Annotated in this window: 22 protein-coding genes and 2 tRNA genes; 15 read left to right on the top strand and 9 right to left on the bottom strand. The window is 66.3% G+C overall.

Going from position 1 to position 25,010, the window contains the following annotated elements; translation table 11 throughout:
* The first annotated feature begins 139 nt into the window (after positions 1–139).
* Positions 140–862: a pseudouridine synthase gene (locus tag N4261_RS15195; RefSeq protein WP_261760718.1), complete on the top strand. Its 723-nt coding sequence runs from the start codon at positions 140–142 to the stop codon at positions 860–862.
* Between the two features lie 277 nt (positions 863–1,139).
* Here N4261_RS15195 and N4261_RS15200 read toward each other — a convergent pair whose 3' ends face one another.
* Entirely contained in the window at positions 1,140–1,568 is a 429-nt protein-coding gene (locus N4261_RS15200) for a DNA polymerase III subunit chi (protein ID WP_261756139.1), read from the bottom strand.
* Between the two features lie 49 nt (positions 1,569–1,617).
* Positions 1,618–3,078, bottom strand: coding sequence for a leucyl aminopeptidase (locus N4261_RS15205; protein ID WP_261756140.1), 1,461 nt, complete (start codon positions 3,076–3,078; stop codon positions 1,618–1,620).
* A gap of 28 nt (positions 3,079–3,106) precedes the next feature.
* On the opposite strand from N4261_RS15205, the gene lptF reads away from it, so the two are divergent.
* The 5 genes from lptF to N4261_RS15230 all read left to right on the top strand — a co-directional run bounded on the left by lptF (position 3,107) and on the right by N4261_RS15230 (position 8,361).
* Positions 3,107–4,351: an LPS export ABC transporter permease LptF gene (lptF, locus tag N4261_RS15210; RefSeq protein WP_261756141.1), complete on the top strand. Its 1,245-nt coding sequence runs from the start codon at positions 3,107–3,109 to the stop codon at positions 4,349–4,351.
* A complete protein-coding gene (gene lptG, locus N4261_RS15215; RefSeq protein ID WP_261756142.1) occupies positions 4,348–5,511 on the top strand; it encodes an LPS export ABC transporter permease LptG in 1,164 nt (387 codons plus the stop codon). The genes lptF and lptG overlap by 4 nt, the downstream gene beginning before the upstream one ends.
* A 5-nt stretch (positions 5,512–5,516) precedes the next feature.
* Positions 5,517–5,942: a sirohydrochlorin chelatase gene (locus N4261_RS15220; RefSeq protein ID WP_261756143.1), complete on the top strand. Its 426-nt coding sequence runs from the start codon at positions 5,517–5,519 to the stop codon at positions 5,940–5,942.
* A gap of 137 nt (positions 5,943–6,079) precedes the next feature.
* Complete coding sequence (locus N4261_RS15225; RefSeq protein WP_261756144.1) at positions 6,080–7,024, top strand: CysB family HTH-type transcriptional regulator; 945 nt, start codon at positions 6,080–6,082, stop codon at positions 7,022–7,024.
* Positions 7,025–7,164: 140 nt separating this feature from the next.
* Complete coding sequence (locus N4261_RS15230) at positions 7,165–8,361, top strand: pyridoxal phosphate-dependent aminotransferase (protein ID WP_261756145.1); 1,197 nt, start codon at positions 7,165–7,167, stop codon at positions 8,359–8,361.
* Positions 8,362–8,533: 172 nt separating this feature from the next.
* Here N4261_RS15230 and N4261_RS15235 read toward each other — a convergent pair whose 3' ends face one another.
* On the bottom strand, positions 8,534–10,720 hold the full coding sequence (locus N4261_RS15235; RefSeq protein WP_261756146.1) for a type IV pilus assembly protein FimV: 2,187 nt from the start codon (positions 10,718–10,720) through the stop codon (positions 8,534–8,536).
* A gap of 306 nt (positions 10,721–11,026) precedes the next feature.
* On the opposite strand from N4261_RS15235, the gene N4261_RS15240 reads away from it, so the two are divergent.
* Both N4261_RS15240 and N4261_RS15245 read left to right on the top strand, forming a co-directional pair.
* Positions 11,027–11,734: a Crp/Fnr family transcriptional regulator gene (locus tag N4261_RS15240; RefSeq protein WP_261756147.1), complete on the top strand. Its 708-nt coding sequence runs from the start codon at positions 11,027–11,029 to the stop codon at positions 11,732–11,734.
* A 58-nt stretch (positions 11,735–11,792) separates the two neighbouring features.
* Entirely contained in the window at positions 11,793–12,875 is a 1,083-nt protein-coding gene (locus N4261_RS15245; RefSeq protein ID WP_261756148.1) for a phosphotransferase, read from the top strand.
* Positions 12,876–12,890: 15 nt separating this feature from the next.
* On the opposite strand, the gene N4261_RS15250 is transcribed toward N4261_RS15245, so the two are convergent.
* The gene (locus N4261_RS15250; protein WP_261756149.1) at positions 12,891–13,637 is read right to left on the bottom strand and encodes a hypothetical protein; all 747 of its coding nucleotides are present in this window, start codon (positions 13,635–13,637) and stop codon (positions 12,891–12,893) included.
* A 121-nt stretch (positions 13,638–13,758) separates the two neighbouring features.
* Here N4261_RS15250 and N4261_RS15255 point away from each other — a divergent pair, with 121 nt between their 5' ends.
* Positions 13,759–14,451, top strand: coding sequence for a glutathione binding-like protein (locus N4261_RS15255; protein WP_261756150.1), 693 nt, complete (start codon positions 13,759–13,761; stop codon positions 14,449–14,451).
* Between the two features lie 87 nt (positions 14,452–14,538).
* Here the strand turns inward: N4261_RS15255 and N4261_RS15260 are convergent, their stop codons facing one another.
* Positions 14,539–14,775 carry a hypothetical protein gene (locus N4261_RS15260; protein WP_261756151.1) on the bottom strand — a complete coding sequence of 79 codons (237 nt, stop codon included), beginning with the start codon at positions 14,773–14,775 and terminating at the stop codon, positions 14,539–14,541.
* A gap of 215 nt (positions 14,776–14,990) precedes the next feature.
* Here N4261_RS15260 and N4261_RS15265 point away from each other — a divergent pair, with 215 nt between their 5' ends.
* Positions 14,991–16,397, top strand: a complete 1,407-nt coding sequence (locus tag N4261_RS15265; protein WP_261756152.1) for an FAD-containing oxidoreductase — start codon at positions 14,991–14,993, stop codon at positions 16,395–16,397.
* Between the two features lie 77 nt (positions 16,398–16,474).
* Here the strand turns inward: N4261_RS15265 and N4261_RS15270 are convergent, their stop codons facing one another.
* On the bottom strand, positions 16,475–17,977 hold the full coding sequence (locus N4261_RS15270) for a hypothetical protein (protein ID WP_261756153.1): 1,503 nt from the start codon (positions 17,975–17,977) through the stop codon (positions 16,475–16,477).
* Positions 17,978–18,264: 287 nt separating this feature from the next.
* Between N4261_RS15270 and N4261_RS15275 the strand changes: the two genes are divergently transcribed.
* The 4 genes from N4261_RS15275 to N4261_RS15290 all read left to right on the top strand — a co-directional run bounded on the left by N4261_RS15275 (position 18,265) and on the right by N4261_RS15290 (position 21,976).
* The gene (locus N4261_RS15275) at positions 18,265–18,513 is read left to right on the top strand and encodes a DUF1488 family protein (protein WP_261756154.1); all 249 of its coding nucleotides are present in this window, start codon (positions 18,265–18,267) and stop codon (positions 18,511–18,513) included.
* Positions 18,514–18,812: 299 nt separating this feature from the next.
* Entirely contained in the window at positions 18,813–19,265 is a 453-nt protein-coding gene (locus N4261_RS15280) for a universal stress protein (RefSeq protein ID WP_261756155.1), read from the top strand.
* Between the two features lie 729 nt (positions 19,266–19,994).
* Entirely contained in the window at positions 19,995–21,380 is a 1,386-nt protein-coding gene (locus tag N4261_RS15285) for a pectate lyase family protein (protein ID WP_261756156.1), read from the top strand.
* Positions 21,381–21,442: 62 nt separating this feature from the next.
* Complete coding sequence (locus N4261_RS15290) at positions 21,443–21,976, top strand: tyrosine-type recombinase/integrase (RefSeq protein ID WP_261756157.1); 534 nt, start codon at positions 21,443–21,445, stop codon at positions 21,974–21,976.
* A gap of 20 nt (positions 21,977–21,996) precedes the next feature.
* Here the strand turns inward: N4261_RS15290 and N4261_RS15295 are convergent.
* Both N4261_RS15295 and N4261_RS15300 read right to left on the bottom strand, forming a co-directional pair.
* A tRNA-Arg gene (locus N4261_RS15295) sits at positions 21,997–22,073 on the bottom strand.
* Positions 22,074–22,218: 145 nt separating this feature from the next.
* Positions 22,219–24,201, bottom strand: coding sequence for an OPT family oligopeptide transporter (locus N4261_RS15300; protein ID WP_261756158.1), 1,983 nt, complete (start codon positions 24,199–24,201; stop codon positions 22,219–22,221).
* A 267-nt stretch (positions 24,202–24,468) separates the two neighbouring features.
* On the opposite strand from N4261_RS15300, the gene N4261_RS15305 reads away from it, so the two are divergent.
* On the top strand, positions 24,469–24,702 hold the full coding sequence (locus N4261_RS15305) for a YjfB family protein (protein WP_261756159.1): 234 nt from the start codon (positions 24,469–24,471) through the stop codon (positions 24,700–24,702).
* Between the two features lie 227 nt (positions 24,703–24,929).
* Here the strand turns inward: N4261_RS15305 and N4261_RS15310 are convergent.
* Positions 24,930–25,006: transfer RNA gene (locus N4261_RS15310), tRNA-Pro, on the bottom strand.
* Positions 25,007–25,010 lie beyond the last annotated feature (4 nt).

The raw sequence follows: 25,010 nt of genomic DNA on the forward strand, positions 1-25,010 counted from the left end.
TGCTTCTTCGTCCACTTCCGCCGCCACCCATCCGGGCGATCCGTCAGGCTCGCCGGCCGCTGCGTCGAGCCCCGCCGCATCGGGCCCCGTGGCGCCGGGCACCGTGACGCCACCCCGCGCCGCCCGCCCGGCGCGCCCGGTGGCCATTGCGCAGATCCTCTTCACCCAGGGCTTCGGCACCCGTCGCACCTGCGCGGCGATGATCGCGCACGGCTGGGTGACCATCCAGGGCCGCGTGCTGGACGATCCGCATGAGACCTTCGACACCGCCGGGCTGGTGTTCGAAGTCCAAGGCAAGCCCTGGCCGTATCACGAGAAAGCGCTGATCCTGCTGCACAAGCCGGCCGGCTATGAATGCTCGCGCAAGCCCAAACACCATCCCAGCGTGCTCAGCCTGCTGCCGGAACCCCTGCGCGAGCGGGACGTGCAGCCCGTTGGACGCCTGGATGAGGACACCACCGGCCTGCTGCTGCTGACCGACGACGGCCCGCTGCAGCACAAGCTCACCAGCCCGAAGTACCACGTGCCCAAGCTCTATCAGGCCGTCTGCAAGGCCCCGGTGGATGACACGCAGATTCGCCGTCTGCTGGAAGGCGTGCTGCTGGAAGAGCGCATTCCGGCGCTGGCCGAAGAGCCGGTGCAGGCCGCGTCGGCCGAGGTGCTGCCGGATGGCCGCCTGCAGATGGCCTTGACCGAAGGCCGCTACCACCAGGCCAAGCGCATGGTGGCAGCGGTGGGCAACCGCGTGCTGACGCTGCATCGGCAGCGCATCGGCGCCCTGGAACTTCCCGCCGATCTGCCCGAGGGCGGATGGATCTGGCTGGGTGATGCCGAGCGCGATCTGGCGATGCGCGCCGATTGAGCGATGCCGCCGCCGCACCGTGCGGCGAGCCCGGCACAAAGGAGGAGAGGTCCTGGCCTGGCCACTCCACTCCACTCCGGTCCGGGCCGGGCCAATCGAGTCCAGTCCAGTCCAGTCGAGACGAGACGAGACGAATCCAGAAAGATCTGGACAGCGCCAGACAGGACAGCACCGGTGAAATCCAGACAAAAAAAAGACCGGCACAGGCCGGTCTTTTTTTGCAGTGGTGCGCCGAGCTGGCGTGCCGCGGGATGCGGCTCGCCGATGCCCGGCCGGATCAGCTGCCAATCACATGGTGGTTCAAGGTCACACCGAGCTGCTTGTAGGCCTTGAAGCGATTGCGCCCCGCGGCCACCTGCTCAGGATCCGTCGACACCAGTTCCAGCACCCGCTCGAAGCGTTCCAGCCCGGGCGGCGGCTCGGGTTCGAAGTTCAGCAGCGCCTGGCAGCCGACCAGGTCATCCAGTCGGTCCGACAGCAGCACCGGCGTGCGCTCGCGCAGCGGCGCGGGGCTGTCCGAACGGAGCAGCAGATGGGGGAGGAACTCACCCGGTTCGAAGGTCCAGAGCGCCTGGTCCAGACGTTCCAGCAAGCGCATCGGTCCCCAGACGCCGGTCTTCAGGCCGGCGGCCAGCGTCTTGCGCAGCAGCCGGCAGGCGTAGACCTGCCGGTCCGGCACGCCGGTGTAGAAGTTGACCTCCGTCACCCGGCGCCCTTTCTGCTTTTCCGATCGCGACTCAGCAACGCTGCGCCGATCAGCGAACCTGCGACAGCACGAAATGGGTCAGCAGACCCACTGGACGGCCGGTGCCGCCCTTGGCGCCGCCGCCCTTCCAGGCGGTGCCGGCGATGTCCAGGTGACCCCAGCGGTACTTGCTGGCGAAACGCTGCAGGAACTTGGCGGCGGTGATCGAACCGCCCTCGCGACCCGCGACGTTGGCCACATCGGCGAAGTTGGACTTCAGACCTTCGGCGTACTCGTCGTCCAGCGGCAGGCGCCAGCACGGGTCCAGCGCGGCTTCGCCCGCGGCGCTCAGCGATTCGGCCAGGGCGTCGTCGCTGGCATACATGCCGCTGCGCACACCGCCCAGGGCGATCACGCAGGCACCGGTCAGCGTGGCCACATCCACCACGACCGCAGGCTTGAAGCGCTCGGCATAGGTCAGCGCGTCACACAGGATCAGGCGACCTTCGGCATCGGTGTTCAGGATCTCGATGGTCTGGCCCGACATCGAGGTGACCACGTCGCCCGGCTTGACCGCGCGGCCGCTGGGCATGTTTTCGCAGGCCGCGATCAGCACCACCAGGTTGATCTTCGGCTTGAGTTCGGCCACGGCGCGCAGGGTGCCCAGCACGCTGGCCGCGCCACCCATGTCGAACTTCATCTCGTCCATGCCGGCACCCGGCTTCAGCGAGATGCCGCCCGAGTCGAAGGTGATGCCCTTGCCCACCAGCACCACCGGGGCCTGGGTCTTGGGCGCGCCTTCATAACGGGCCACGATGAACCGCGGCGGCTCGTCCGAGCCCTTGGCCACCGACAGGAAGGAGCCCATGCCCAGCTTCTCGATGCCCTTCTGATCCAGCACCTCGACCTTGATGCCATGGCTGCGCACCAGGGCCTTGGTCTGATCGGCCAGGAAGGTCGGCGTGGCCACATTCGGTGGGCGGTTGGCGCACTCGCGTGCCAGTTCGATGCCGGCGGCAATGGCTTGACCCCGGGTCAGGCCGGCCTTGACGGCCTTGGCATCGTCCTTGCCCACCAGCAGCGTCAGCTTGCTGAGCTTGGGCGCGGCCGGTGCGCTGGGCTTGGTGAAACGGTAGAGGTAGACAGCTTCATCGGCGGCGAGCACGGTCTGCTCGATCAGCGATTCGGTCAGTCCGTCGTCGAAGCCGGCGAAGGCGATCGAGGCGTTCACCACGCCGCGGCCCTTGACCTGACCCAGCGCGCTGGCCACGGCCGAGCGAGCGGCCTTCAGCGACTTGCCACTGGCGGCCACCACCAGGCGTGCGGCCTTCAGACCAGCCGGACGAACCAGCGTCAGGGCCTGACCGGCCTTCAGTTCGAAGTCACCCAGTTTGATCGCGTCCTTGATCAGGGCGGCGACGGTTTTGTCCAGACCGGCGGGCAAGGCATCCCCGCCGATCACCAGCAGCAGAGCGTCTGCACCGTGCGACGCCAGCGCGTCGATCGACGCCACCTGAGAACGGAAGTCCATAATGACGAGAAGTAGATAGAGTGCCCGGATGTTATTCGATTCAACCGTACGCAAAGAACTGGCCCGCAGTTTCGGACTGGCCTTCGTGGTCATCCTCACCATCGTGGTGACGATGCTGCTGGTGCGCTCACTGGGCATGGCCGCCAAGGGGTCGGTCGCCCCGCAGCATGTGCTGCTGTCGCTGGGCTATCTCACCCTGTCGCAGCTGCCGGTGATGCTCAGCCTGTCGCTGTTCGTCTCGGTGGTGATGTCGCTGGGCCGCATGTACAAGGAATCGGAAATGACCGTCTGGTTCTCCAGCGGTCTGGGGCTGTCGCGCTTCGTTCGGCCTGTGCTGACCATGGCCTCCCCGGTGATGCTGGTGGTGACCGTGCTGATGACGCTGGTCCTGCCCTGGAGCAACAGCAGCAGCGCCGCGCTGCGCGAACAGTTCGAGCAGCGCAGCGATCTTTCGCGGGTGGCACCGGGCCAGTTCCAGACCTCCAGCGACGGCAGCCGGGTGTTCTTCATCGAACGCGACCCGGCGGACGAGACCGCCGCCCGCAATGTGTTCATCATGAGCAACAGCCAGCATCTGGAGTCGGTCACCACCTCCGCCCGCGGCACGTTGGTCAACAAGGACAACCAGCGCCTGCTGGTGCTGGAGCACGGCCAGCGCAATGACGTCGACACCCGCAACGGCGACAAGGCCATCGCCCGCTTCGAGCGCTACACCGTCGTGGTGGACGACGAGGTGATGCGCTCACCCAATGCCCGCGCGCCCAAGACCCGCACCACCGCCGACCTGATGCTGGACCGCAGCAACATCGGCGACGGTGAACTCGCCTACCGCTTCGGCATGGTGCTGGGCTGCCTGAACCTGGTGCTGCTGGGGATCGGCATCTCCGCCACCAATCCCCGTCGCGCCAGCAACTGGAACCTGATGTTCGCGCTGCTTGCCTTCATCGTGTATTTCAACCTGATCAACCTCAGCCAGAGCTGGGTGACCAACGGCAAGATGAAGCTGGGCAGCGGCCTGCTGGCGCTGCATGGTGCGGCCTTCATCGTCACCGTGCTGCTGCTGATCTGGCGCGACATGGGCAACCGGCTGTCCCTGCGCCGCCCGAGCAAGAGCGCACCGCCCCCACCATCGACGCCCTCCGGTCCGTCAGGGCCGTCGGGTCCGGGCGAGCCTGACGATCCCTCCTCGCCGCCCTCCACCATCATCGCCCCCGCCTCCGGCATGGGCGGCCCGATGTCCATCCACCATCCCACTCCCGGAGTGCCCGCATGAAGACCGTGCGGCGGCTGCTGTACCGCGACATCCTCAGTTCCTTCGCCCTGGTCATGGCGGGCTTCCTGGGCCTGTTCTTCTTCGTCGACTTCATCGACGACCTGGACCGCTTCCAGCGCCTGGGCCTGGGCGTCGGCCTGGCGCTGTGGTCCTGCGCCCTCAAGCTGCCGGGACGCTTCTATGAGCTGATGCCGATCGCCGTGCTGATCGGCACCATCTTCAGCCTGGCCCGGCTGGCTCAGTCGAGCGAGTTCACCATCCTGCGTACCGGCGGTCTCGGACCGCAGCGCGCCCTGGGATTGCTGAGCACCCTGGCCCTGGGTTTCGCGGCGCTGGCCTTCGTGATGGGCGACTACGTCAATCCCTGGGCGGACCGTCAGGCCCAGTTGCTCAAGTCACGCGCCAGCGGCGGCGTGACCAACGCTGCCGGCGCCTGGATGAAGGACCGCGACGGCGACTACAGCTATGCGGTCCATGTGGGCCGGGCCAAGGCCAACGGCGTGATGGAAGAGGTGCTGATCCTGGAGTTCGATCCCAAAGGCGCCATGGCCACCCGCCTGACCGCCAAGGAGGCCACGGTGGACCCCGGCGGCCGCTGGCAGCTGCAGAATGTGCGGCTGATGCAGTGGTCGCGCGCGCCGACGCCGCTGGGCCGGCTGACGGGCCGCACCACCGACGCGCCCAATCCCGACTCGCCGCAGGACAAGCTGGCCGACAACCCCACCGTGCGTGAGCTGCTCCTGCCGCAATACAGCTGGCAGAGCCAGTTGCCGGCCGGTGTGGTGTCGGCTGCGGTTCAGCCGACCTGGAACATGTCGACGCTGGAGCTCTACCGCTACACCCGCCATCTGTCGTCGCAGGAACAGTCTTCGCAGCAGCCGGAGATCCAGTTCTGGCGCAAGGCGTTCTATCCGTTCGCCTGCATGGTGATGGTGGCATTGGCCCTGCCCTTTGCCTACCTGCATTTCCGCGCGGGCGGCATCAGCGTCAAGGTGTTCGGCGGCATCATGCTGGGCATCAGCTTCGTGGTGCTGAATGCGGTGGCCGGCCATCTGGGCATGCTGCGCGACTGGACCCCCTGGCTGGTGGCTTCGGTGCCCAGCCTGCTGTACCTGGGCATTTCCATGGCCGCCTTCTGGTGGCTGGTGCGTTTCCGATGACTGCCATGACCACTTCTCTACAAGACGGCCTGCTCCTGTTCGCCCACGGCGCGCGCGACCCGGCCTGGGCCCGCCCCTTCCAGTCGATCGCGGCGGAACTGCAGGCTCAGCGGCCCGACCTGCCGCTGGCGCTGGGCTACCTCGAGCTGATGGCCCCCGACATCGCCACCGCCGCCGGCGCTCTGATCGCACGCGGCTGCACCCGGATCCAGGTCGTGCCGATGTTCCTGGGCTCCAGCGGCCATGTGCGCCGCGATGTGCCGCCGCTGATCGAGGCGCTGGAGCGGGACCATCCCGCCGTGCGCTTCGTGCTGCATGACGCGATCGGTGAGCAGCCGTCGGTCATCCGTGCGATGTCGGCGGCGACGCTGGAGGTGATTTCCGGCGTGGACGATCGCCCCGCGACAGGTCCCGCCGCGCAGCAGCCGTGACGTCAGCAGTGTCGCGCTGAAGCCTGCCAAAGCTCGCCAAAGCCAGTCAAAGCCAGTCAAAGCCCTCTCCAGCCCAGCGAACGGTCCCCACCCACGGTCGCGCCAATGACGCTCCGGAAAGCACTCACGATCAAGCCATGAACCTGCACCAGTTCCGCTTCGTGCAAGAGGCCGCGCGCCGCAACCTCAACCTCACCGAGACGGCCAAGGCGCTCTACACCTCGCAGCCCGGGGTCTCCAAGGCCATTCTTGAGCTGGAGGAAGAGCTGGGCGTGGACATCTTCTCGCGCCACGGCAAGCGCTTGCGCAGCATCACCGAGCCGGGCCAGCAGGTGCTCAAGTCGGTCGAGATCATCATGCGGGAGGTCGGTAACCTCAAGCGCATCGGCGAGGAATACTCCAAGCAGGACGCCGGCACCCTGTCGATCGCCACCACCCACACCCAGGCCCGCTATGTGCTGCCCGGGCCGGTCACGCAGCTGCGCAAGCAGTTCCCGCAGGTCAACATCGGGCTGCACCAAGGCAGTCCGGACCAGGTCGCCCGCATGCTGATCGACGAGACCGCAGATGTGGGCCTGGCCACCGAATCGCTGTCGCAGTTCGACGAGCTGGTGACCCTGCCCGCCTACGAATGGCAGCACGTGCTGGTGATGCGGGCGGAGCATCCACTGGCGCAGGTCGAGCGGGTTCACCTGGAGCAGATCGCCGCCGAGCCGCTGGTCTCCTACCACCCGAGTTTCACCGGCCGCACCCGCATCGACCGCGCCTTCGCCCAACGGCAGTTGACGCCCAACGTGGTGCTGGAGGCGATCGACTCCGATGTCATCAAGACCTATGTCCGCCTGGGACTGGGCATCGGCATCGTCGCCGAGATGGCGGTGCGGGAAGACCCGCCCAACGGGGAACTGGTGTGGCGTCCGCTGGGCCATCTGCTGGGTCAGAACGTGGCGCGGATCGCCTTCAAGAAAGGCGCCTACCTGCGCAACTATGTCTACAGCTTCGCCGAGCTGCTGTCGGACCGGCTCAACCGCACGCTGCTGCAGCGCGCCATGAGCGGCGACGCCACTGATTACGGCCTGTGACGATGGCAGGCGCCCCCCGCCCGGGCCCACGACCGGTCATCACGGCGGTCCACACTGGCGGTGAACTCGGCTGATCACCACAGTCTGTCACCGGTCACCGGCCCGCCCTTCGAATCCAAGGACCTCTACGGACACCGAGCATGACGACGACCTCCTCGATCACTCCCCGCCCCCCCTACACGCCAGCGCCCGCCAGCCGCCTGCCGCAGCTCGGCACGACGGTGTTCAGCGTGATGTCGGCGCTCGCCCAGCAGCACCAGGCGGTCAACCTGGGTCAGGGCTTTCCGGACTTCGAGGGCGACCCCGCCTTGCTCGATGCGGTGAATGACGCCATGCGGGCCGGGCACAACCAGTACCCGCCGATGCCAGGTGTTCCCGCACTGCGCCAGGCCATCGCCGCCAAGGTCGAGGCGCTGTATGGCCATCGGTATGACCCGGACACCGAGATCACCGTCACCGCCGGCGCCACCCAGGCGATCCTCACCGCCCTGCTGTCCATCGTGCATCCCGGCGATGAGGTCATCGTGCTGGAGCCCGCCTATGACAGCTACGCCCCCAACATCGCCCTGGCCGGCGGCACCATGGTGCCGGTGCCGCTGGACCCGCAGACCTTCCGCCCGGACATCGATCGCCTCCGCGCCGCGATCACGCCACGCACCCGGGCGCTGATGATCAACAGCCCGCACAACCCCAGCGGCGCGGTCTGGACCGCCGATGAGCTGCAGCAGTTGGCCGCGCTGCTGGACGGCACCGAGGTGGTCGTCATCAGCGACGAGGTCTATGAGCACATGGTCTACGACGGCCAGCAGCACCAGAGCGTGGCCCGGCTGCCGTCGCTGGCGGCCCGCAGCTTCGTGGTGTCGAGCTTCGGCAAGACCTATCACGTCACCGGCTGGAAGATCGGCTATGTCACCGCGCCGGCGTCGCTGATGGCCGAGTTCCGCAAGGTGCACCAGTACAACGTGTTCTCGGTGAATGCGCCGATGCAGGTCGGCTTGGCGACCTACATGCGGGATCCCGCACCCTATCTGGGGCTGAGCGATTTCTACCAACACAAGCGCGACCGTTTTCGCGCCGGTCTCGCCGACACCGCATTCCAGCTGCTGCCCTGCCCCGGCAGCTATTTCCAGTCGGTGAACTACAGCCGCCTGCCCGAATCGCTGGCCGCGATGGGCGACATGGCCTTGTGCCAGTGGCTGACCCGGGAGATCGGCGTCGCCGCCATTCCCATGTCGGCCTTCTACAGCCGCGGCAGCGACGCGAAGATCATCCGCTTCTGCTTCGCGAAGAAGGACGAGACGCTGGATCTGGCGCTGGCCCGCTTGAAGAAGGTCTGAGGCTGAAGGAGGCGTCACGTGCGATCCTGATGCCGACCCCGATCCCGATCCCGATCGTGGTCGTCGTGGTCGTCGTGAGTCACGTCATGGCCATGGCCACGGTCGCGCGATTGCTGTCCTGACGGTCGCCGCAACCGTCCTCCACAAGCGCATGCCGCATGGGGCGGCGCTCTCAGAGCGGCTTGGGCGCCTCGGGCGGTTCGTCGTCGACCAGCGAGAGGTCCAGGTCCACCGACTGCACCACGGCCGCTCGCAACGGCGACTTGCCCGGCGACGTAGGCGCCTGGAACACCATCGTGGCCATCATGTCCGGATTGGTGGTGGCGTCCAGCGGCAGGACCACATCCACATCCCCGTTGCGCAATTCGTGCTCGGCCCGGTCGCGGGCGACGGCATAGAGCATGAGCAGGTCCCGGTAAGCCGGCAGGCCCAGGTCGCCGCTGTACTCCTGGTGGCGCGACAGCAGATCCTGCAGCAGGCTCATGCTGCCGGCCGGATCAGGCCAGGCGGCCTCCAGGCGCTGCAGCAATTCCTCATGCGCCTCCAGCCCGGTGCCTTCGTTCAGGTCCTCGCTCCATGACGGCGGACGGGCCTGGAAATGCTGGGCAAAACGGGAGGCGATGCGGTCGTAGGCGTCGCGGTCGCCGCGGCGCTGGTAGAGCTCCATCAGCTTGAGATAGGGCAAGCCACTGGCCGCCGCACGCTCACCCAACCGGCCGGACAGCAGCTCAATGGCGGCATCGTCCTGGCCCAGGACCATGAAGAAATCGACCTGCTGTTCCAGGTCGATCAATTCCTCCACCGTCACCGGCGCCGGGAAGCCGGGATCGACCGCGAGCGGCATCGGCTGGGTGTCCAGGTGCAGCGGCGCGAGTTGCAGACCGGAGGACTTCGGGCTGGGCGACGGCAGACTGGGCAACTCGAGAGAATCCAGATGGTCGAGCGCCGCCATCGCGTCGTCCACCGCAGAGCTGACCGGCGGCCGCGTGTGCGGGACAGCCGCCGGCCGCATCGCGCGCGGAGGAAACTCGATCGTGCGGTCAGGATCGGTGATGTTCAGCGGCATCGGCACCGTGCTGGTGTCGATCAGCGGTTCGTCGTCGGCCTCGTCATCATGCCGTTCATACCTTGACCCCGGACGGTCGCCCTCATGCTCATGGCCGTGCAACGGCGCGGGAACGGTGTTGGGCATGGGCGCGTAGAACGACGAACCCGACGCAGCGGACGGACTGCCCGACGCCGCAGACGACGAGAACGCCGATGCCACTGCGGGCGCCGACGCCGGCAGCGGTGACAGTCCACCGGGCCGCGACACCGCACCGTCAGCGCCTGTGGCCGACGCCGTCGGATCGGCCAGCGCCGAGGCGTCCTGCCTGGATTCGCTCCACCAGCTCTGTTCCGCATCCCGCGGCGACCGACGACCTCGCCACAGCAGCACGGTGCTGGCGGCCAGGCCCAGGCTGAGCAGCGTCAGGCCAAGCAGCCAGACCGAGGTCATGCGGCCGCTGTCGCCCGACGCGGCCTCGCGGGCCATCACCAGTTCCTGGCGCAGGGCCTGCAGCGCCGCCTGGGTGCGTTGCTGTTCCGTCTGCAGGTCCGCCACCCGCTTTTCCATGGACTGCAATTGCCGCTGTGCCAACTCGGCGGCGCTGGCCGCACTGGCTGCGGCCTCTGCGGCCAGTTGGGCTGGGCTGGGCAGGGTCAGCGCCTCGGCGGGTTCGAGCGACAGGCGTGGCGCCGCCGTGGCCCGCTGTGCGGATGGCGGTGACGCCACCATGGCGTGGTCCGGCGCGCGACGCGCCGCCGCCCGACGCGCGCGCTGCGGCGCGCTGCCAGCGGCGGTGGGCGCGGAGGCTGCCACGGTCGCAGTGACCTCGGCGAGCCGCGAAGGATTGACCCGCCCGGTCGAGTTGGCGCCCTCCTCGCGGCCCCGGGCTTCACGCGAAGTCTGACCTGCGGTCGGCGTGGCGGCGGGAGCGGTGAGCGTCGTCACCACCGCGCCGGGCTCCGCGGCCGCAGCATCCTGGCTGTGCCCGGGCGGATCGATGAAGGCGGTGAATTGGCGAGTGAGGCGTGCCGGGCAGCCGACGCTCAATTGCACCGAGACCAGCGGCTCATCGATCGCCTGGGTGCTCCGGAGTCGCACGCCGCGTGGTGCCGCGCCATCACCTTCCAGTTGCCACTGCAAGGCGCTGGGCAGCACCAGGTTGTCACCGGCCAGGACTTCGGCACGGATGCAATCTGCGGTGAGCGTCTCGCCCGGACCGAGCTGGATGGGGAACAACAGGTTCAGCGGCTGGCCCAGTGCCGAGGCCGCTTGCGGACGACCCACACCCAGGCTCCAGGCGGGGGTCGACATCACCGCACAACACGCGAGCACGAGGACACTGAGCGCTGGCGGTTGCCCGCACGGGTCGTGATGGTCTCGGTTCATTCCCGCTGTGACTGCTGTTGAGGGTGCGTTTCACTCTAGCACGGCAACCCTGGCGGAGAAGCCTCGAACACCCCTGCCTTCCCCTAACAGCGGGAGAGATGGGGGACAGCGCTTGCCGCGTTGCGCCTCATGGTTGCGGCCGATGGGCAGCAAGCAGGAGTCATTCACAATAGGCCGGACAGTGAAGGACAACAAAAGGAGACGACTGGCCTGTCACGCCAGCGACAAAGCATGAACAGCTCGGTTCTTACAATTTCCGAACGCAACAACATCGAGTCGGGGCCGTGGTTTTCCAAACTGTCACTGCCGCTGCGCAGCGACATTCTGGCGCGCGCCTTCGTCAGACGCCTCAGCGACGGCGCCCTCATGTCGGTGCGCGGCGAGCCCGCCGAGGAATGGGTGGGCGTGGCCCGCGGTGCGGTGCGGGTGAGCTCGGTCTCGCTCTCCGGCAAGCAGGTCACGCTGACCTATGTCGAGCCTGGCACCTGGTTCGGCGACATCGCCCTGTTCGACGGCCTGCCCCGCACCCACGACGCGAGCGCCCACGGCGAGACCACCTTGCTGGTGATCCGCAAGCCCGACTTCAAGGACCTGCTGCAACGCCACACCGAACTCTACGAAGCGCTGCTGCGGCTGAATTGCCGACGCCTGCGGTTGATGTTCGATGTGGTCGAGGATCTCAACACCCGCCCGCTGGCCTCGCGGCTGGCCAAGCAGATCCTGTTGCTCGCGCGCAGCTACGGCGTGACCCAGGGCACCGAGGAGATCCGGATCGGCCTGCAACTGGCGCAGGAGGATCTGGCCCAGTTGCTGGGGGCCTCCCGCCAACGGGTGAATCAGGAACTCAAGGGCTTCGAGCGCGAAGGCGCGGTACGGGTGGAACCCACCCGGCTGGTCGTGCTGAACAAGGACAAGCTGCTGGCGATTGCCAACCGCTGACCGCTTCCCCGTCCCGGCCCTGGGGGAGCGCGGTTCCCAACATCCAACAGGAGACTCCGTGGACGACGCATTCACCGGCACCCGTGCCCCCACGCATCCGATCGACGAAGCGGCACTGGCCGCCTGGCTGGCACGCGAGATCCCCGGCTTTTCGGGGCCGCTGCGCATCGAGCAGTTCAAGGGCGGGCAATCCAATCCGACCTACCAGCTGATCACGCCGCAGACCAGCTATGTGATGCGGGCCAAGCCGGCGCCAGTGGCCAAGCTGCTGCCGTCCGCCCATGCCATTGAACGCGAGTTCACCGTCATGCGTGCGCTGGCAGGCTCCGATGTACCGGTGCCTCGCATGCTGGCGCTGTGCGAGGACGAATCGGTGATCGGCCGGGCCTTCTATGTGATGGCCTTCGTCCAAGGGCGGGTGATGTGGGACCAGTCGCTGCCGGGTCTATCGACCGCCGAACGCGCCGCCATCTATGAAGAAATGAACCGGGTCATTGCGGCGTTGCATCAGGTCGACGTGCAGGCGGTGGGCCTGGCCGGTTTCGGCAAGCCGGGCAACTATTTCGAGCGCCAGATCGGACGCTGGAGCAAGCAGTACCAGGCGTCGGTCACCGGTCCGAACGAGGCGATGGACCGGCTGATCGACTGGCTGCCCCAGCACATCCCCGATTCGGCGCGGGATGAGCGCGAGGTGGCGATCGTGCACGGCGATTACCGGCTCGACAACCTGGTCTTCCATCCCACCGAACCCCGGGTGCTTGCGGTGCTGGACTGGGAGCTTTCCACGCTGGGCCATCCGTTGGCGGATTTCAGCTATCACTGCATGTCCTGGCACATCCGCAAGAGCGGTGCCGCGCGCGGTCTGGGCGGCGTGGACCTGGCCCCGCTGGGCATTCCGGACGAGCTGAGCTATGTGCGCCGCTATTGCGACCGCACCGGACGCGGCGACGCAGCCGCCGTGATGAAGGATTGGAACTTCTACCTGGCCTACAACCTGTTCCGGATCTCAGCCATCCTGCAGGGCATCGCCAAGCGGGTGGAGGATGGCACCGCCTCCAGCGCGCAGGCGCGCGAGGCCGGCGCAGGCGCGAAGCCGATGGCTGAATTGGGATGGCACTTCGCCCAGCAGGCCCGCGGCTGAGTGCGCCGGCTCACCTCAGGCCGAGGCGCTGTAGTCACCCTCGGACGGGCGGTTGTGCCAGGCGACCGAGGTCGTGGTGGGCCATGGGCCGCCCTCGCCGATGCGTAGGTGCACCGCCTGCGCGCTGTGGGCAGCCGCCTCCAGCACCTGCAGCAAGCCCTGCACCTCGGGCAGCGACACCTGCGGCATGGCGGTGCGCAGATAGACGTTGCCGCGCAGGCTCATCAGCACGAAGGGGCGACCCTCGGTGAGGATGTCCTGGGTGGCCTGACCGAGCCGCTCGGACAGTGCGGGATCCAGCCAGGCCGCGCACAGCTCGCTGTTGACGCCCACCGCGCCGAAGCGCTGGCGCACGAGCTTGGCATCGATCGCGGTCTGCTTGGGGAACATCACCAGCCAGCGCATCTCTTCCGGCGTGTCGGTGTCGGCACGGGTGCGCAAGGTGTCGGTATAGGCCTCGAAGACGCTGCGCTCCAGCTGGTCCATCAGCGATCGCTCGATGAGCATCATCTGCATGTCCGCATTGAGCTTGAGCTCACAACGCATGCGCAGCTCGAAACCGCTGATGTAACTGCGCTGGGACGGTCCCCACTCGATGCGGGTGAGCCCGGGCAGCAGGCGCGGGAGATCGATCACGAAACCGCGACCGTCGCGCGCATGGCGCAGTTGGCCGCCTCGCTCCTCGGCCCATTCGGTCAGCGGACGCCAGCGCGCTGCGTTGGCGCGAACGGTGAACCACTGCTTGATTTGTTTGATTACCATGAGGCTGGACGATGCGCTTCGGCGCGACACACCGATTGTCGATCCGGTCACAGCCTGTCTGTGCCGATGTCGATGCGCGTTCAGTGTGGTCGTCGCCCGGCGCCACAATGGAGAACGCGAGATGATCGAAGTGTATTCATGGCCCACACCCAATGGCCACAAGGTTCACATCATGCTGGAGGAATGCCGGCTGCCCTACCGGGTCATTCCCGTGGACATCGGCGCGGGCGAGCAGTTCGAGTCCAGATTCCTCGGCATCAGTCCCAACAACAAGATCCCGGCCATCATCGATCCCGACGGGCCGGACGGCCGGCCGATGGCCCTGTTCGAGTCCGGCGCCATCCTGCTGTATCTGGCCGGCAAGGCCGGCCAGTTCCTGCCGGCCGACACCCGGGGGCGCTATGAGGTGCTGCAGTGGCTGATGTTCCAGATGGGCGGCGTGGGGCCGATGCTGGGCCAGGCGCATCACTTCCGGATCTACGCGCCGGAGAAGATCGAGTACGCCATCGACCGCTACACCAACGAGGCCAAGCGGCTGTACGGTGTCATCGATCGGCAGCTGGCGCACGGCAAGTACATCGCCGGATCGACCTACACCATCGCCGACATCGCGATCTTCCCGTGGCTGCGCAGCTGGAAAAACCAGGGCGTGGAGCTGTCGGACTATCCGCACCTCAAGGGCTGGTTCGATGAGATCGCCGCTCGCCCGGCGGTGAAGCTGGGGGTGGAGGTGCTGGCCGATCGGCGCCGCCCGCTGGTGGACGACAAGGCCCGGGAGACCTTGTTCGGTTCGACCCAATACCAGCGCCGCTGACCCCTGTTCGGGGGACAGCGACACCACACCTTCCCTGCTGCGGGCTCCGGAACACGCCTTTCGGCAGTGAGACCGCGCGCCTTGTCCTTAGATCTTCCCGAGTCGGGCCCGGTCACCGAGCTCGGTGAGCCATCGGCGGCCATCTTCCCGGATGCCGGTCGCCAGGCCCTTGTCCTGCAGGCGCTGCTGCATCGCTTCGCTCACCGGCATGCCGCCGGGCGCTTGCGGGATGAAATAGAGCGCAGCGCGCTCGTCGGCGGTGATCACCAGCGGCTCACCATTGGGCAGCGTCGCGGTGATCTCAGAGATGGGGGTCGGGGACATGGACGTGACGGGCGCTTTGAACGGTCGGCAGTATCTCCGAAGATCGACCGACGCCCGGCCCACTGCGGCAGACCGACGTGCGCATCGCTGGGGTCATCCCGCCTCGGACGAGGGATCGCCCTTTGCCACGCATGACATGGCCCCAAGGTGGCTTGCGCCCTGCGCAGGACGACCCTACCCTGGCCGGCCCCATCGACCGCAGCAGGAGCCCCCCCATGACCGATTCCTTCGACGCCCTGGTGATCGGTGCCGGACAGGCCGGCCCGCCGCTGGCGGAGCGGATGTCGCAAGCCGGCTGGCGGGTGGCGGTGATCGAACGCGCCCGGGTGGGCGGCACCTGCGTCAACACCGGCTGCATCCCGACCAAGGCCATGGTGGCCAGCGCGCATGCGGCCTGGATGGTCCGCCATGCGCAGCGCTGGGGCATCCGCATTCCCGGCGGTGCCAGCGTCGACCTGGCTGAGGTGCTCGCGCGCAAGGACCGCATTGCGGGCCGATCACGCGACAGCGTCGAGAAGTGGATCGGTGCGATGCCGCAGGTCGAGCTGGTGCGCGGCCATGCCCGGTTCGTGGACCCGCACACGGTCGTGGTCGGTGAGCGTCGGCTGCAGGCCGAGCGGATCTTCCTGAATGTCGGCGGACGGCCGGCCACCTTCGGCGTCGAGGGCCTGGATCAGGTGCCGTTTCTGACCAATGCGTCGGTGATGCGGCTGGACCGGCTGCCCGAACACCTGGTGGTGGTCGGCGGCAGCTACATCGGCCTGGAGTTTGCGCAGATGTTCCGCCGCTTCGGTGCCGAGGTGACGGTGGTGCAGCGCGGCGCGCAATTGGTGCCGCGGGAGGACACCGATGTCGCCGAAGCGCTGCGTGCGATGCTGGAAGCGGAAGGCATCACGATCCGACTGAATGCCGACTGCGTGCGGGCAGCCAGGCGGATCGACGGTGACGGCCAGCCTGACGGCGTGAGCATTGACGTCAATTGCACTCAGGGCGAGCCCAGCGTGCAGGGCAGCCATTTGCTGATGGCCACCGGTCGGCGACCCAACACCGACGACCTGGGCCTGGATCAGGCCGGCGTCCGGATGGACGAGCGCGGCTATGTGCAGGTGGACGATCAACTGCGCAGCAATGTGCCGCACATCTGGGCGATGGGCGACTGCAACGGTCGCGGCGCCTTCACCCACACCGCCTGGAATGACTTCGAGGTGGTGGCCGCCAACCTGTTCGATGGCGCGAATCGCGGCATCGGCGATCGCGTCGTGACCTATGCGCTCTACACCGATCCGCCGCTGGCGCGAATCGGGTTGTCGGAGCGCGAGGTGCGCGCGAGCGGTCGGCCGGCGCTGATCGGGACGCGCCCCATGACCCGGGTGGGCCGGGCAGTCGAAAAGGGCGAGGACCTGGGCTTCATCAAACTGCTGGTGGATGAAGCGTCGAAGGCCATCGTCGGGGCGTCGATCCTCGGGGTGGACGGGGACGAGGCGGTGCAGTCGCTGCTGGACGTGATGGTGGCCAAGCGCCCGTGGACCGAGGTGATGAATGGCGTCCGCATCCACCCGACGGTGAGCGAGTTGCTGCCGACGGTCTTGCAGGCGGCAAAGCCACTCGAACCCGCCGCGTGAAGCGCGACGCACCCGCGTGACCTGTCGCGCCTCAGGGCTGCCGCGCCAGGCGCTCCACGGAGCGCCATCCCGGTCGCCTATCGAATGGCATGGATCAAATCATCCAGATCCGTCGGCGCATTGGCCAGGTTGAACGCGGCCCTCACCAGCAGGTATTGCGGTCGGTTGCCGAGGTAGAGAAACAAGGCAGCCCGTAGCGGATCCTGATTCACCAGCTCGCGGGCGTGGCTGGGCCGATTGAAGAACTCGACCGTCGTAGACAGGTATTCGGTGGTGCCCGTGTAGCCGGGCCCGCCAAATCGATGCACCACCGAGCTGTAGCTGAGCTGCGGGTTGTTGGCATTGAAGGCGAAGAAATCCTCCACGCCGTGACCACCCCAGTTGCGGGGCTCGCGCCGACCTGTCACGGCACTGACCAGGCGTCCCGCCTGCTGAGTCAGCCCGCTGCCCAGCAGCCCCAGGTAGCGCAAGGGCGTGGCCTGCAGCGCGCGGTACAGCATCTGCCCACCCGCCACGAACGGTGTCGCCAGCGCCTTCATCACCTGCTGAAAACGGCCATTGGCGGGTGCACGGCCGTTCAATCCGCCGGCATTCATCTCCGGCATCTCGATGTCATAGCCCGGATGGTGCTCGAACACGTAGCCTGCATCCCGCATGCCCACCATGCCAGGCATGGCCACGCCCGGTCCGCCAGGGGGCGGACGGGTGCGGGCGGAGAGGAAGTTGTGCACGGTCAGGAAGTCCGCCGGCGCCAGGTTGTCCTCCAGGTGGTGGCCGAACTCATGCACCAGGTTGCCGCGGGCGGCGGCGGGCCCGATGTCCAGATTGCCATTGCCCATGGCGGCGCCGGGATTCTGCAGCAGCGTGGTTGGCGTCACCGCGACCGGTGGCAGGGGCGCCGGCAGGGCGGTGAGTCGATTGAACAGATCGGCAGACTCGAGCACGCGGTCGTCGGTGCCGGCGGGAAACGCGGGAATGGCCCCGCCAATCGGGGCAGTGCCGCGCCGGCCCGGCACCTGGCTTTGCAACGTGCCATTCAGCACCGTCTGCATGAACGGATTGGCGAGCAAGGCGGCTGTCACCTGGGCATTGAAGGCGGTATCTGCCGCAAACTGGCCGGGTGCGGCGTGCTGTCCCGCCAGGGCAGCGACGATGACGCCGCTCAAGGCCATGAAGTTCAGCGCCCCACCCGCCGCCGCCGCGATGACCGCTGCAGAGACGGTCGGTCCCACCTCGGCGGGGTGCGCCAGGATGTAGGCCGTCAGATGAGGGCCCGGCGCCATGCCCCCTGGGGCCACGCCGGCCACCTCCTGCAATCGTTGGATGAAGAGCTGATCCTTGTCCGGGATGCGTTGCACCGGGGCCACCGCAGCGGCGGTGGCGTGGGACTCGTGCGACAGCGGCCGCTGACGGCGCGTCGGCACACCGCCCTGCAGGGGGACCGCCAGGCTGCGCCGTTGAGCGAGCATGCGTGGACTGCCGTCCAGTTGCGCCTGCAAGGCCTCTTGCCGGCGGGGTCGCAGCCCCGGCGCGGACGAGGCCGGCTCGGTCCGAGGGTCGCCGGTTCTGATGCGCTCCATGGATGGCTCCGCTTGATGGGGATCGAAGGATCCTTAGCGGCGCAGACGCCCAGCGCGATCGGTGAAATGCTGATCTTCAAGGGCGTCGATGCGGAACCTGCTGGCGATCGCGGCAACGCACGGCCCGCCGCTGCACCGTCTGACCCACAGTTCGCAGGCAGAGCTCTGTCGTTTGCTGCGGTCGGCGTTCTTCCCACGATCTGCGGGGAGGTGGGTGTCCAAGCGAACAGACGAATGCGCTGGCACAGGCGCATGCTCGACCGTCATCGTCTGTCCAGGGAATCCCCATGAAGCCGGAAGCGTTCTTTCACCTGATGTCGGGATGCGTGCGGTTCTGGGTGCTGGTCGGCGAGCAGCCGGTGGGAGCCAGCATCCGCAAGGAGACGCTGCACTACCGCTATCACCCGCACGGGGCCAATGACGATCCGCTGGCCACCTACATGGCTCACGCCGACGAGATCGACGCCGTGGTGCGTCGCCGGCTGGCGTCAGGCTCCAGAGAGCCGGTGATGCTGCGCGACCACGACATGGCTTGAGGGCTTGAGAGCTGAGGACTGATGCCCCGGCTGCGCACGCTGGCGCCGCCACATCCTCAAGCCAGCGGCGGTGCGCTGACGCACAGACGGCCGCGACCCCGCATCGCACGCTCCGATATGTCAGACCCCAACCCCTCTCATCTGGGCGATCGCTTCAGGGAGCTTGCGAAATGGCAATGAACTGGATCGGCGTGGTGATCCTTGCGCTGTTGGCGATTGCGCTCTCGATCCTGCTGTCGACAATCGTTTTGCTGTTGATCACCCGCGACTGAAGACGGAAACGACCCTGGAGGTTCACCATGTTTCGCAAAGTTCTCGTTGCCTACGATGGCAGTGATCCCGCCAAAGCGGCACTGACCGAAGCCCTGCGTCTGGTACGTGGCCAACCGTCCGAGCTGGAAGTGGTCCATGTGCTGTTCGACCTCCCCCTGAACGTGGCCTTCTCGAACGCCGCCTTGGTCGAGTCCTCCATCCAGGCCCAGCACGACGCCGCCCAGCGCCTGCTGGACGAGGCCATCGCCCAGGCCCGCGCGGCTGACGTCGTGCCCTCCACCGCCATCCTGGACGATCCTGGCCGACGGGTCGCAGAGGTCATCGTGTCTCACGCGGTCAAGGTGCATGCGGGGCTGGTCGTTGTGGGCTCCCATGGACGCCGAGGCATGAGCCGGGCCTTGCTTGGCAGCGATGCGGAACTGGTCGCGCGGCTGGCACCGATGCCGGTCCTGATCGTGAAGGCGCCTCCCACGACCTGAGCACCCCGGGTGGTTCTTGCGGATCTCCGCATTCAGGCGGCTTCCGGGCACCAAGCAGTTCGCGATCAACCAAAGGGGCATCTCGCCCGGATTCGGAGAGGTCCGATCGTGTCGCGAAGGCACTCGGCGATCAGGTTTCGCCAGTCGGCGGCCCGCGCCAGCGGAGACAGCGGCATGGAAACGACAACCGGCGCATGAGGCGAGCATCGTCAGGGTGCTTCTTACAAGAGCTTACCGCGTCACGAACCCCGGGCTTCTAAGATTCACGACATAAGAACTGAGCGCGGCACCGAGATGATGTCGCGCCTATCGAGGGGCGGCTATTCGCCGCGATTGCGTAGGGGCGCCGTTGGGTAAGGCGACTTCCTCGTGCCTAACTAAAGCAGAGGCCGTTCGCAAAAGGGAAAGCTCGTCATCTGGGCGCGCCCGCATTCGGCCGCAACCTGGATATTCACGATGTTTTGTCTTGCTCGTTGGTTGCCTGGCCGGAGCGCAGCCGCTGCGCTTGTCATTTCAGTGTCGGCGCTGCTAGGCGCATGTGGCGGCTCCAAGGACGAGAAGTCAGGCAACAACGAGACGGGTACCTCCCCTCCGGTGGGCTCCTCTCCGGTGGGTTCGCCCCCGGCCAATCCCCTCCCGGAGAGCCCACCGCCTGTGAGCTCACCGCCTGCCTCACCATCGCCAGCGCCCTCAACTCCGGCAAGTTCGCCCTCCAACGATGCTTCTGCATTGGCTGAACACACGTTGACGATTCAACCTCCGTCCAATGGCACCATTGCTGGAGCGACGTCTGGTTCGACCTATGCTGCAGGCGCCAAGGTTGTGCTCACGGCCGTTACGGATGGCACGTATGGCGTCGATAAGTGGCTTGGGGATGCGGCGGAATGTGGATCCGCCCTCACCTGCACCGTCAAGCTGGACGCCAATAAGTCCGTGGGTCTCAAGGTCAAAACTGTCCCGGTGGGATTCGGCGCAGGCGTCACGGGTGGCGCGGGCGGAGAAGTGGTCGATGTGTCCACTCCAGCACAGCTGAAATCCGCGCTGTGCGACAGATATAACGGCTCCACCTGCATCGACAGCACTCCACGAGTGATCCGAGTGCTTGGCGTGATCGACTTCATCAACACAGAGGGCTCCACCACCGGCAAAGCCTGTGCATATTCAAGCAACAACTGCGCGGTGAATGGGAAACAGGAGAAGATCCTTGATTGGAACAGCTACTGCAGCGGTCGCCAATTGTTCGATTTGACTTACGACACCGCTGGCGGCACGCCGCTTCGTGTCGGTTCGAACAAAACCATTGTGGGTGTCGGCAAGAACGCGGGCATCAAGGGCAAAGGGTTCTATCTCCGGGATGGCGTTTCAAACATCATCATTCGAAACCTATCCCTGACTGACATTAATGATGGCGTGATCTGGGGTGGTGACGCCATCACGATCGACGGCGCAAGTGACGTGTGGATCGATCACAACTACTTCGCACGCATTGGTCGTCAGATGATCGTGACAGGTTGGGGGCCGGCCGACCGGGTGACAATTTCGAATAACGTCCTGGACGGAACCACTGATTACGGCCATTTCTGTGATGGACGCAGCTATTGGTTCATGCTGTTGATCGCCGAGGGTCAGACCATCACCATCATCGGCAACAAGATCTATAACTCCTCTGGCCGTTCGCCGGAGGTGGGGCGCAGCCCATGGGCCACCCAATACGGCATGGTTCACTTGGTCAACAATCTCTACGACAACAATTTTTGGATGGGCATTGCAGCCTCTGAGAATGTGGTGACCCTTATCGAAGGCAACGACTTTACGCCCACCAACCTTTCGTTCTATCCCGTCTGGCGAGACGATTCAAGCCTCGTCATCGCGCCACACGACACAAACATCAGTGCGGCGAATGGCTACTGCAAAACCCTGTTGTCGCGAGATTGCGCTCGTAACAGCGCCAGCAATAGCACGGTCGATTTTGTCATCAACCAATCTGCGGTCCAAATGATGACGGCGACCTCCGCCTGGGCCAAAGGTGCGGCGGGGATCCAGCCAATACCTGCGTCGCAGGTGCGCAACCGCGTCATGCTGAATGCGGGGCCTCAGGCGGATCCGGATTTGTAGGAACGGAAGCGGTCTCCCATGTCGTGAGCCGCTGATGCAGGTCCGCCAAGGACCTGTACGCCATGCGTTTCTCGCTAAGCCTGGCGCTGCGATGGCGGCCTGTCGACGGGCGCCTCCACCACTTCATCTTGAGCGAGATCATCGTCCTCAGGGAGCATGAAGTCCGCACCAAGACGAGCACGGCACGCGCGGTCTCGCTCAACAGCCGGTCTCGCAGCGCGCTCCAGGCGATGAAGGCGCACACGCTGATGAAGTCGCTCGACGGGTTTGTCTTCCTCGATCCCCGGACCGGCGCCCGGTTCACTGACGACGAGCCGCCGCGGGAAATGTACTGGCGGCCGACGCTGCGACGCCTGGGCATCCGCTACCGCAGCCCATACGAGACCCGGCACACCTACGCGACCATCATGCTGATGTCGGGGGTCACGCCGGCGTTCGCCGCCAAGCAGATGGGGCACACGATCCAGATGTTTTTGACGACCTACGCGAAGTGGATCGACGGCGGCCAGAACGCTGTGGAAATGGGCAAGTTGGAAGGCGCGATCACGAATTCTTCCCTGGCTCTTCCCCAGAAATCAGCGAAACGCGCCAAGTAGTTGATTTTCAAAGCGAATTTTGGCCTGCCCGGAGGGACTCGAACCCCCGACCTGCTGCTTAGAAGGCAGCTGCTCTATCCAGTTGAGCTACGGGCAGACGGTGACTTCAGCACTGACCGATCAAGGATGACGGTCAAGAAACAGATCAGCCAAAAAATCAGGCCCTCGGTCAGCATTCCCATGCCGACCTGAGGGCCCGGATTGTGCCACGCCGCTTCCGGCGGCGCGGCCACGACGCTGACTTAGATCAGCACATTCACGATGGCATTGCCGATGCCCATCAGCGCCGCACCCGAGATCAGGCCCGCGCAGACCGGCTCGCAGCCATCCACCCAGTACTTCCAGCCCTTGGTGCCCGGCGTCTTGTAGACCTTGCCCAGCACGAAGAACAGCATGGCGCCGACCCACATGCAGAAGGTCGCCTCAGGCGGCAGCACCACGCCCAGGCCGATCGACACCGAGGACAGCGGGAACTTGCCCCGCGTGACCATGCGCAGGACCTCGATGGCGATCGCCACCACCGCCGCCACCGCCATCGCGATCAGGGCCGAGGTCGGCAGACCTTGCAGGCCCTTGGCAATGATCTCGGCCACGCCGCGCCATTGCACCGCCGCCGGCATTGCGAACTGCTCCGAGATGATCGTTGCCGTGCTGCGGATGCCGTCCGCGCCCTTGGGCAAGAACAGCAGGAAGTACAGCGGCACGCACGACAGCACGCCCGCCAGGATGCCGATCACATGGCCCATGGCCTGATGCCGCGGCTTGCCGCCCAGCATGTAGCCCGGCTTGATGTCCGACAGCAGGTTGGCCGCGTTCGAGGCCACGTCGGCGGTCATGCCGGCGGGGATCAGGTTGGCCGCAGGATTGGCGCGGTCAATCGCACCCATGGTGAACTGGGTGATCTTGGACAGCGCACCGGTGGGCGTCCAGGAGGTCAGCGCCATCGAGTTGGTGCAGATCACCGTCAGCACGAAGATCAGCGGCAGCGAGACCAGCGCCATCAGGAACGGCACGCCGAAGAACTCGTGCGCGAAATAGGCGGCCAGGAAACCGAACACCGGCACGCCGACATACGACACCCACAGCGGCAGTTCGATGTCGCGCAGCAGGTCCGAGCCCGGCTCGGCGGCCTTGCGACGCTTGAACACCTTGAACACCGCCAGGAACAGGTCGGGCTTGGCCAGCAGACTGGTCAGCGAGCCAGCGACCATCATCGTCACGCCCCACCACATCGACCATTGGTTGACGATCTCCACCCGCGAGATCGGCACCAGCGACCCGTTCGGCGCCACGCGCTGCACGATGTCACCGGCCTGGATCATCAGCGGTGCCAGCACCGCGAAGTTCACCACCGCGCCCACCAGCAGGCTGGTCGCCACCGTGATGCCCATCAGGCCGCCCACGCCGATCATTGCGGCGTCCAGCGTCAGGCGCAGGCCCAGCGCGCGGAAATCGACGCCCAGAATCTTGGGAATCCACAGCTCGGCCTTCACCGCCCACATGTAGTAGTACTCGTCGAGGCGATCATGGAAGACCCAGGGCTCCTTCATGCCGGCCCATTGGTCCATGCGCAGGATCTTGAACTGAAGCAGCTTCATCCAGCCGTCGCTGACGATGGCCTGGTAGATCGCCGCCGCGCCGGCCACCTTGGCCAGCAGCGCCGCCTTGAACATGCCCTCGCCGCCTTCGCTGGTGTAGAGCGAATCCAGCACCACGCCGCAGGCACGGCCTTCGGGGAACGGCAGCTGATCCTCATTGATGAAGCGGCGCTTCATCGGGAACGCCACCAGCACGCCGAGCACGGCGGTCACCGTCATCCAGATCATCATCTGCCACCACGGCACGATGCGATCGGTGACCAGCATGTAGGCGCCCAGGCTGGAGATCAGCGGCATCACCACATAACCGGACGCGGTCGCGATCGACTGGGTGCAGTTGTTTTCGAGGATGGTGTAGTCCTGCGCCCAACCGAGGTTGTGCAGGATGCGGAACATGGCGAAGGCCAGGATGACCGAGGTCAGGCCCACGCCCACGCTGATGCCGGTCTTGGCGCCGATGTAGAGCGACGTCGCCGCCAGCACACCGCCCAGGATGAAACCGGTGAAGCCCGAGCGCAGCGAGAGCTGCGCCATGTCACCGCGAAAGACGTTCTTGAACCACCACTCGTCTTTCTGCTGCCGCGACCAGGTGCGGACCTCGTCGTCGGTCAAGTGCTGTAGCGCCATCTTCTGCTCTCGATTCTTCGGTGGCGCCCGCCGCCCGGCTCGTGACCGGCGTCAGGCGCCTTGCTGACAAAAAACAGCGCGGATTGTCTCCGGCCGTCATCGGAATGACATGAGAGAACGACTGGGGTTTCCACTTAGTTACGGGCGCGGATGTGCGCAGACATCGCCGTTCTGCCCGCAGGCCGCTCCGCTCGATGGTGGCTGCAACGCAGGATGACCGCGCCGTCGGTATGGCTTCGTGCGTGCCGCGCTCAAGTCGGTGATTGGATGGCCGATATCTTCAACATGGACATCACCACCTCCTCCAGCGTCGCCGCAGCGGTCAGCAATGCGTCCAGCAGCACGCCTGGCACGGTCGGCAACGCCGCCAGCCTGCTGGTGCTGCGCAAGGCTTTGGACACGCAGGAAGCCGGCGCCGCTGCACTGCTGAACGCCCTGCCCCAGCCGACAAGCCTGGCGACCGAAGGCACGCTCGGGCGAAACATCAACACCTACGCCTGACGCTGCGGCTACAGCTGCGACTGCGGCTGAGTCACCCGGTTTCGAATCGGGGCCCGATCGACCGGGAATCGCTCACCGGTGCGCCACTGGTGCCGAGTGGCGCGCGGGTCTGCGCCGATCTGCCAGCCGTCAGGTGGCCGACGCGGGAAACGTTCGCCCAGCCGTGACCGTGAACGGAAAAAGAAAAAGCCGCAAGGTCCAAAGACATTGCGGCTTCTCGAAATAAATGGTCGGGGCGGCGGGATTCGAACTCGCGACCCTCTGCTCCCAAAGCAGATGCGCTACCAGGCTGCGCTACGCCCCGAACA

The sequence above is a fragment of the Roseateles amylovorans genome (genome assembly GCF_025398155.2).
Taxonomy (GTDB): Bacteria; Pseudomonadota; Gammaproteobacteria; order Burkholderiales; family Burkholderiaceae_C; genus Roseateles; species Roseateles amylovorans.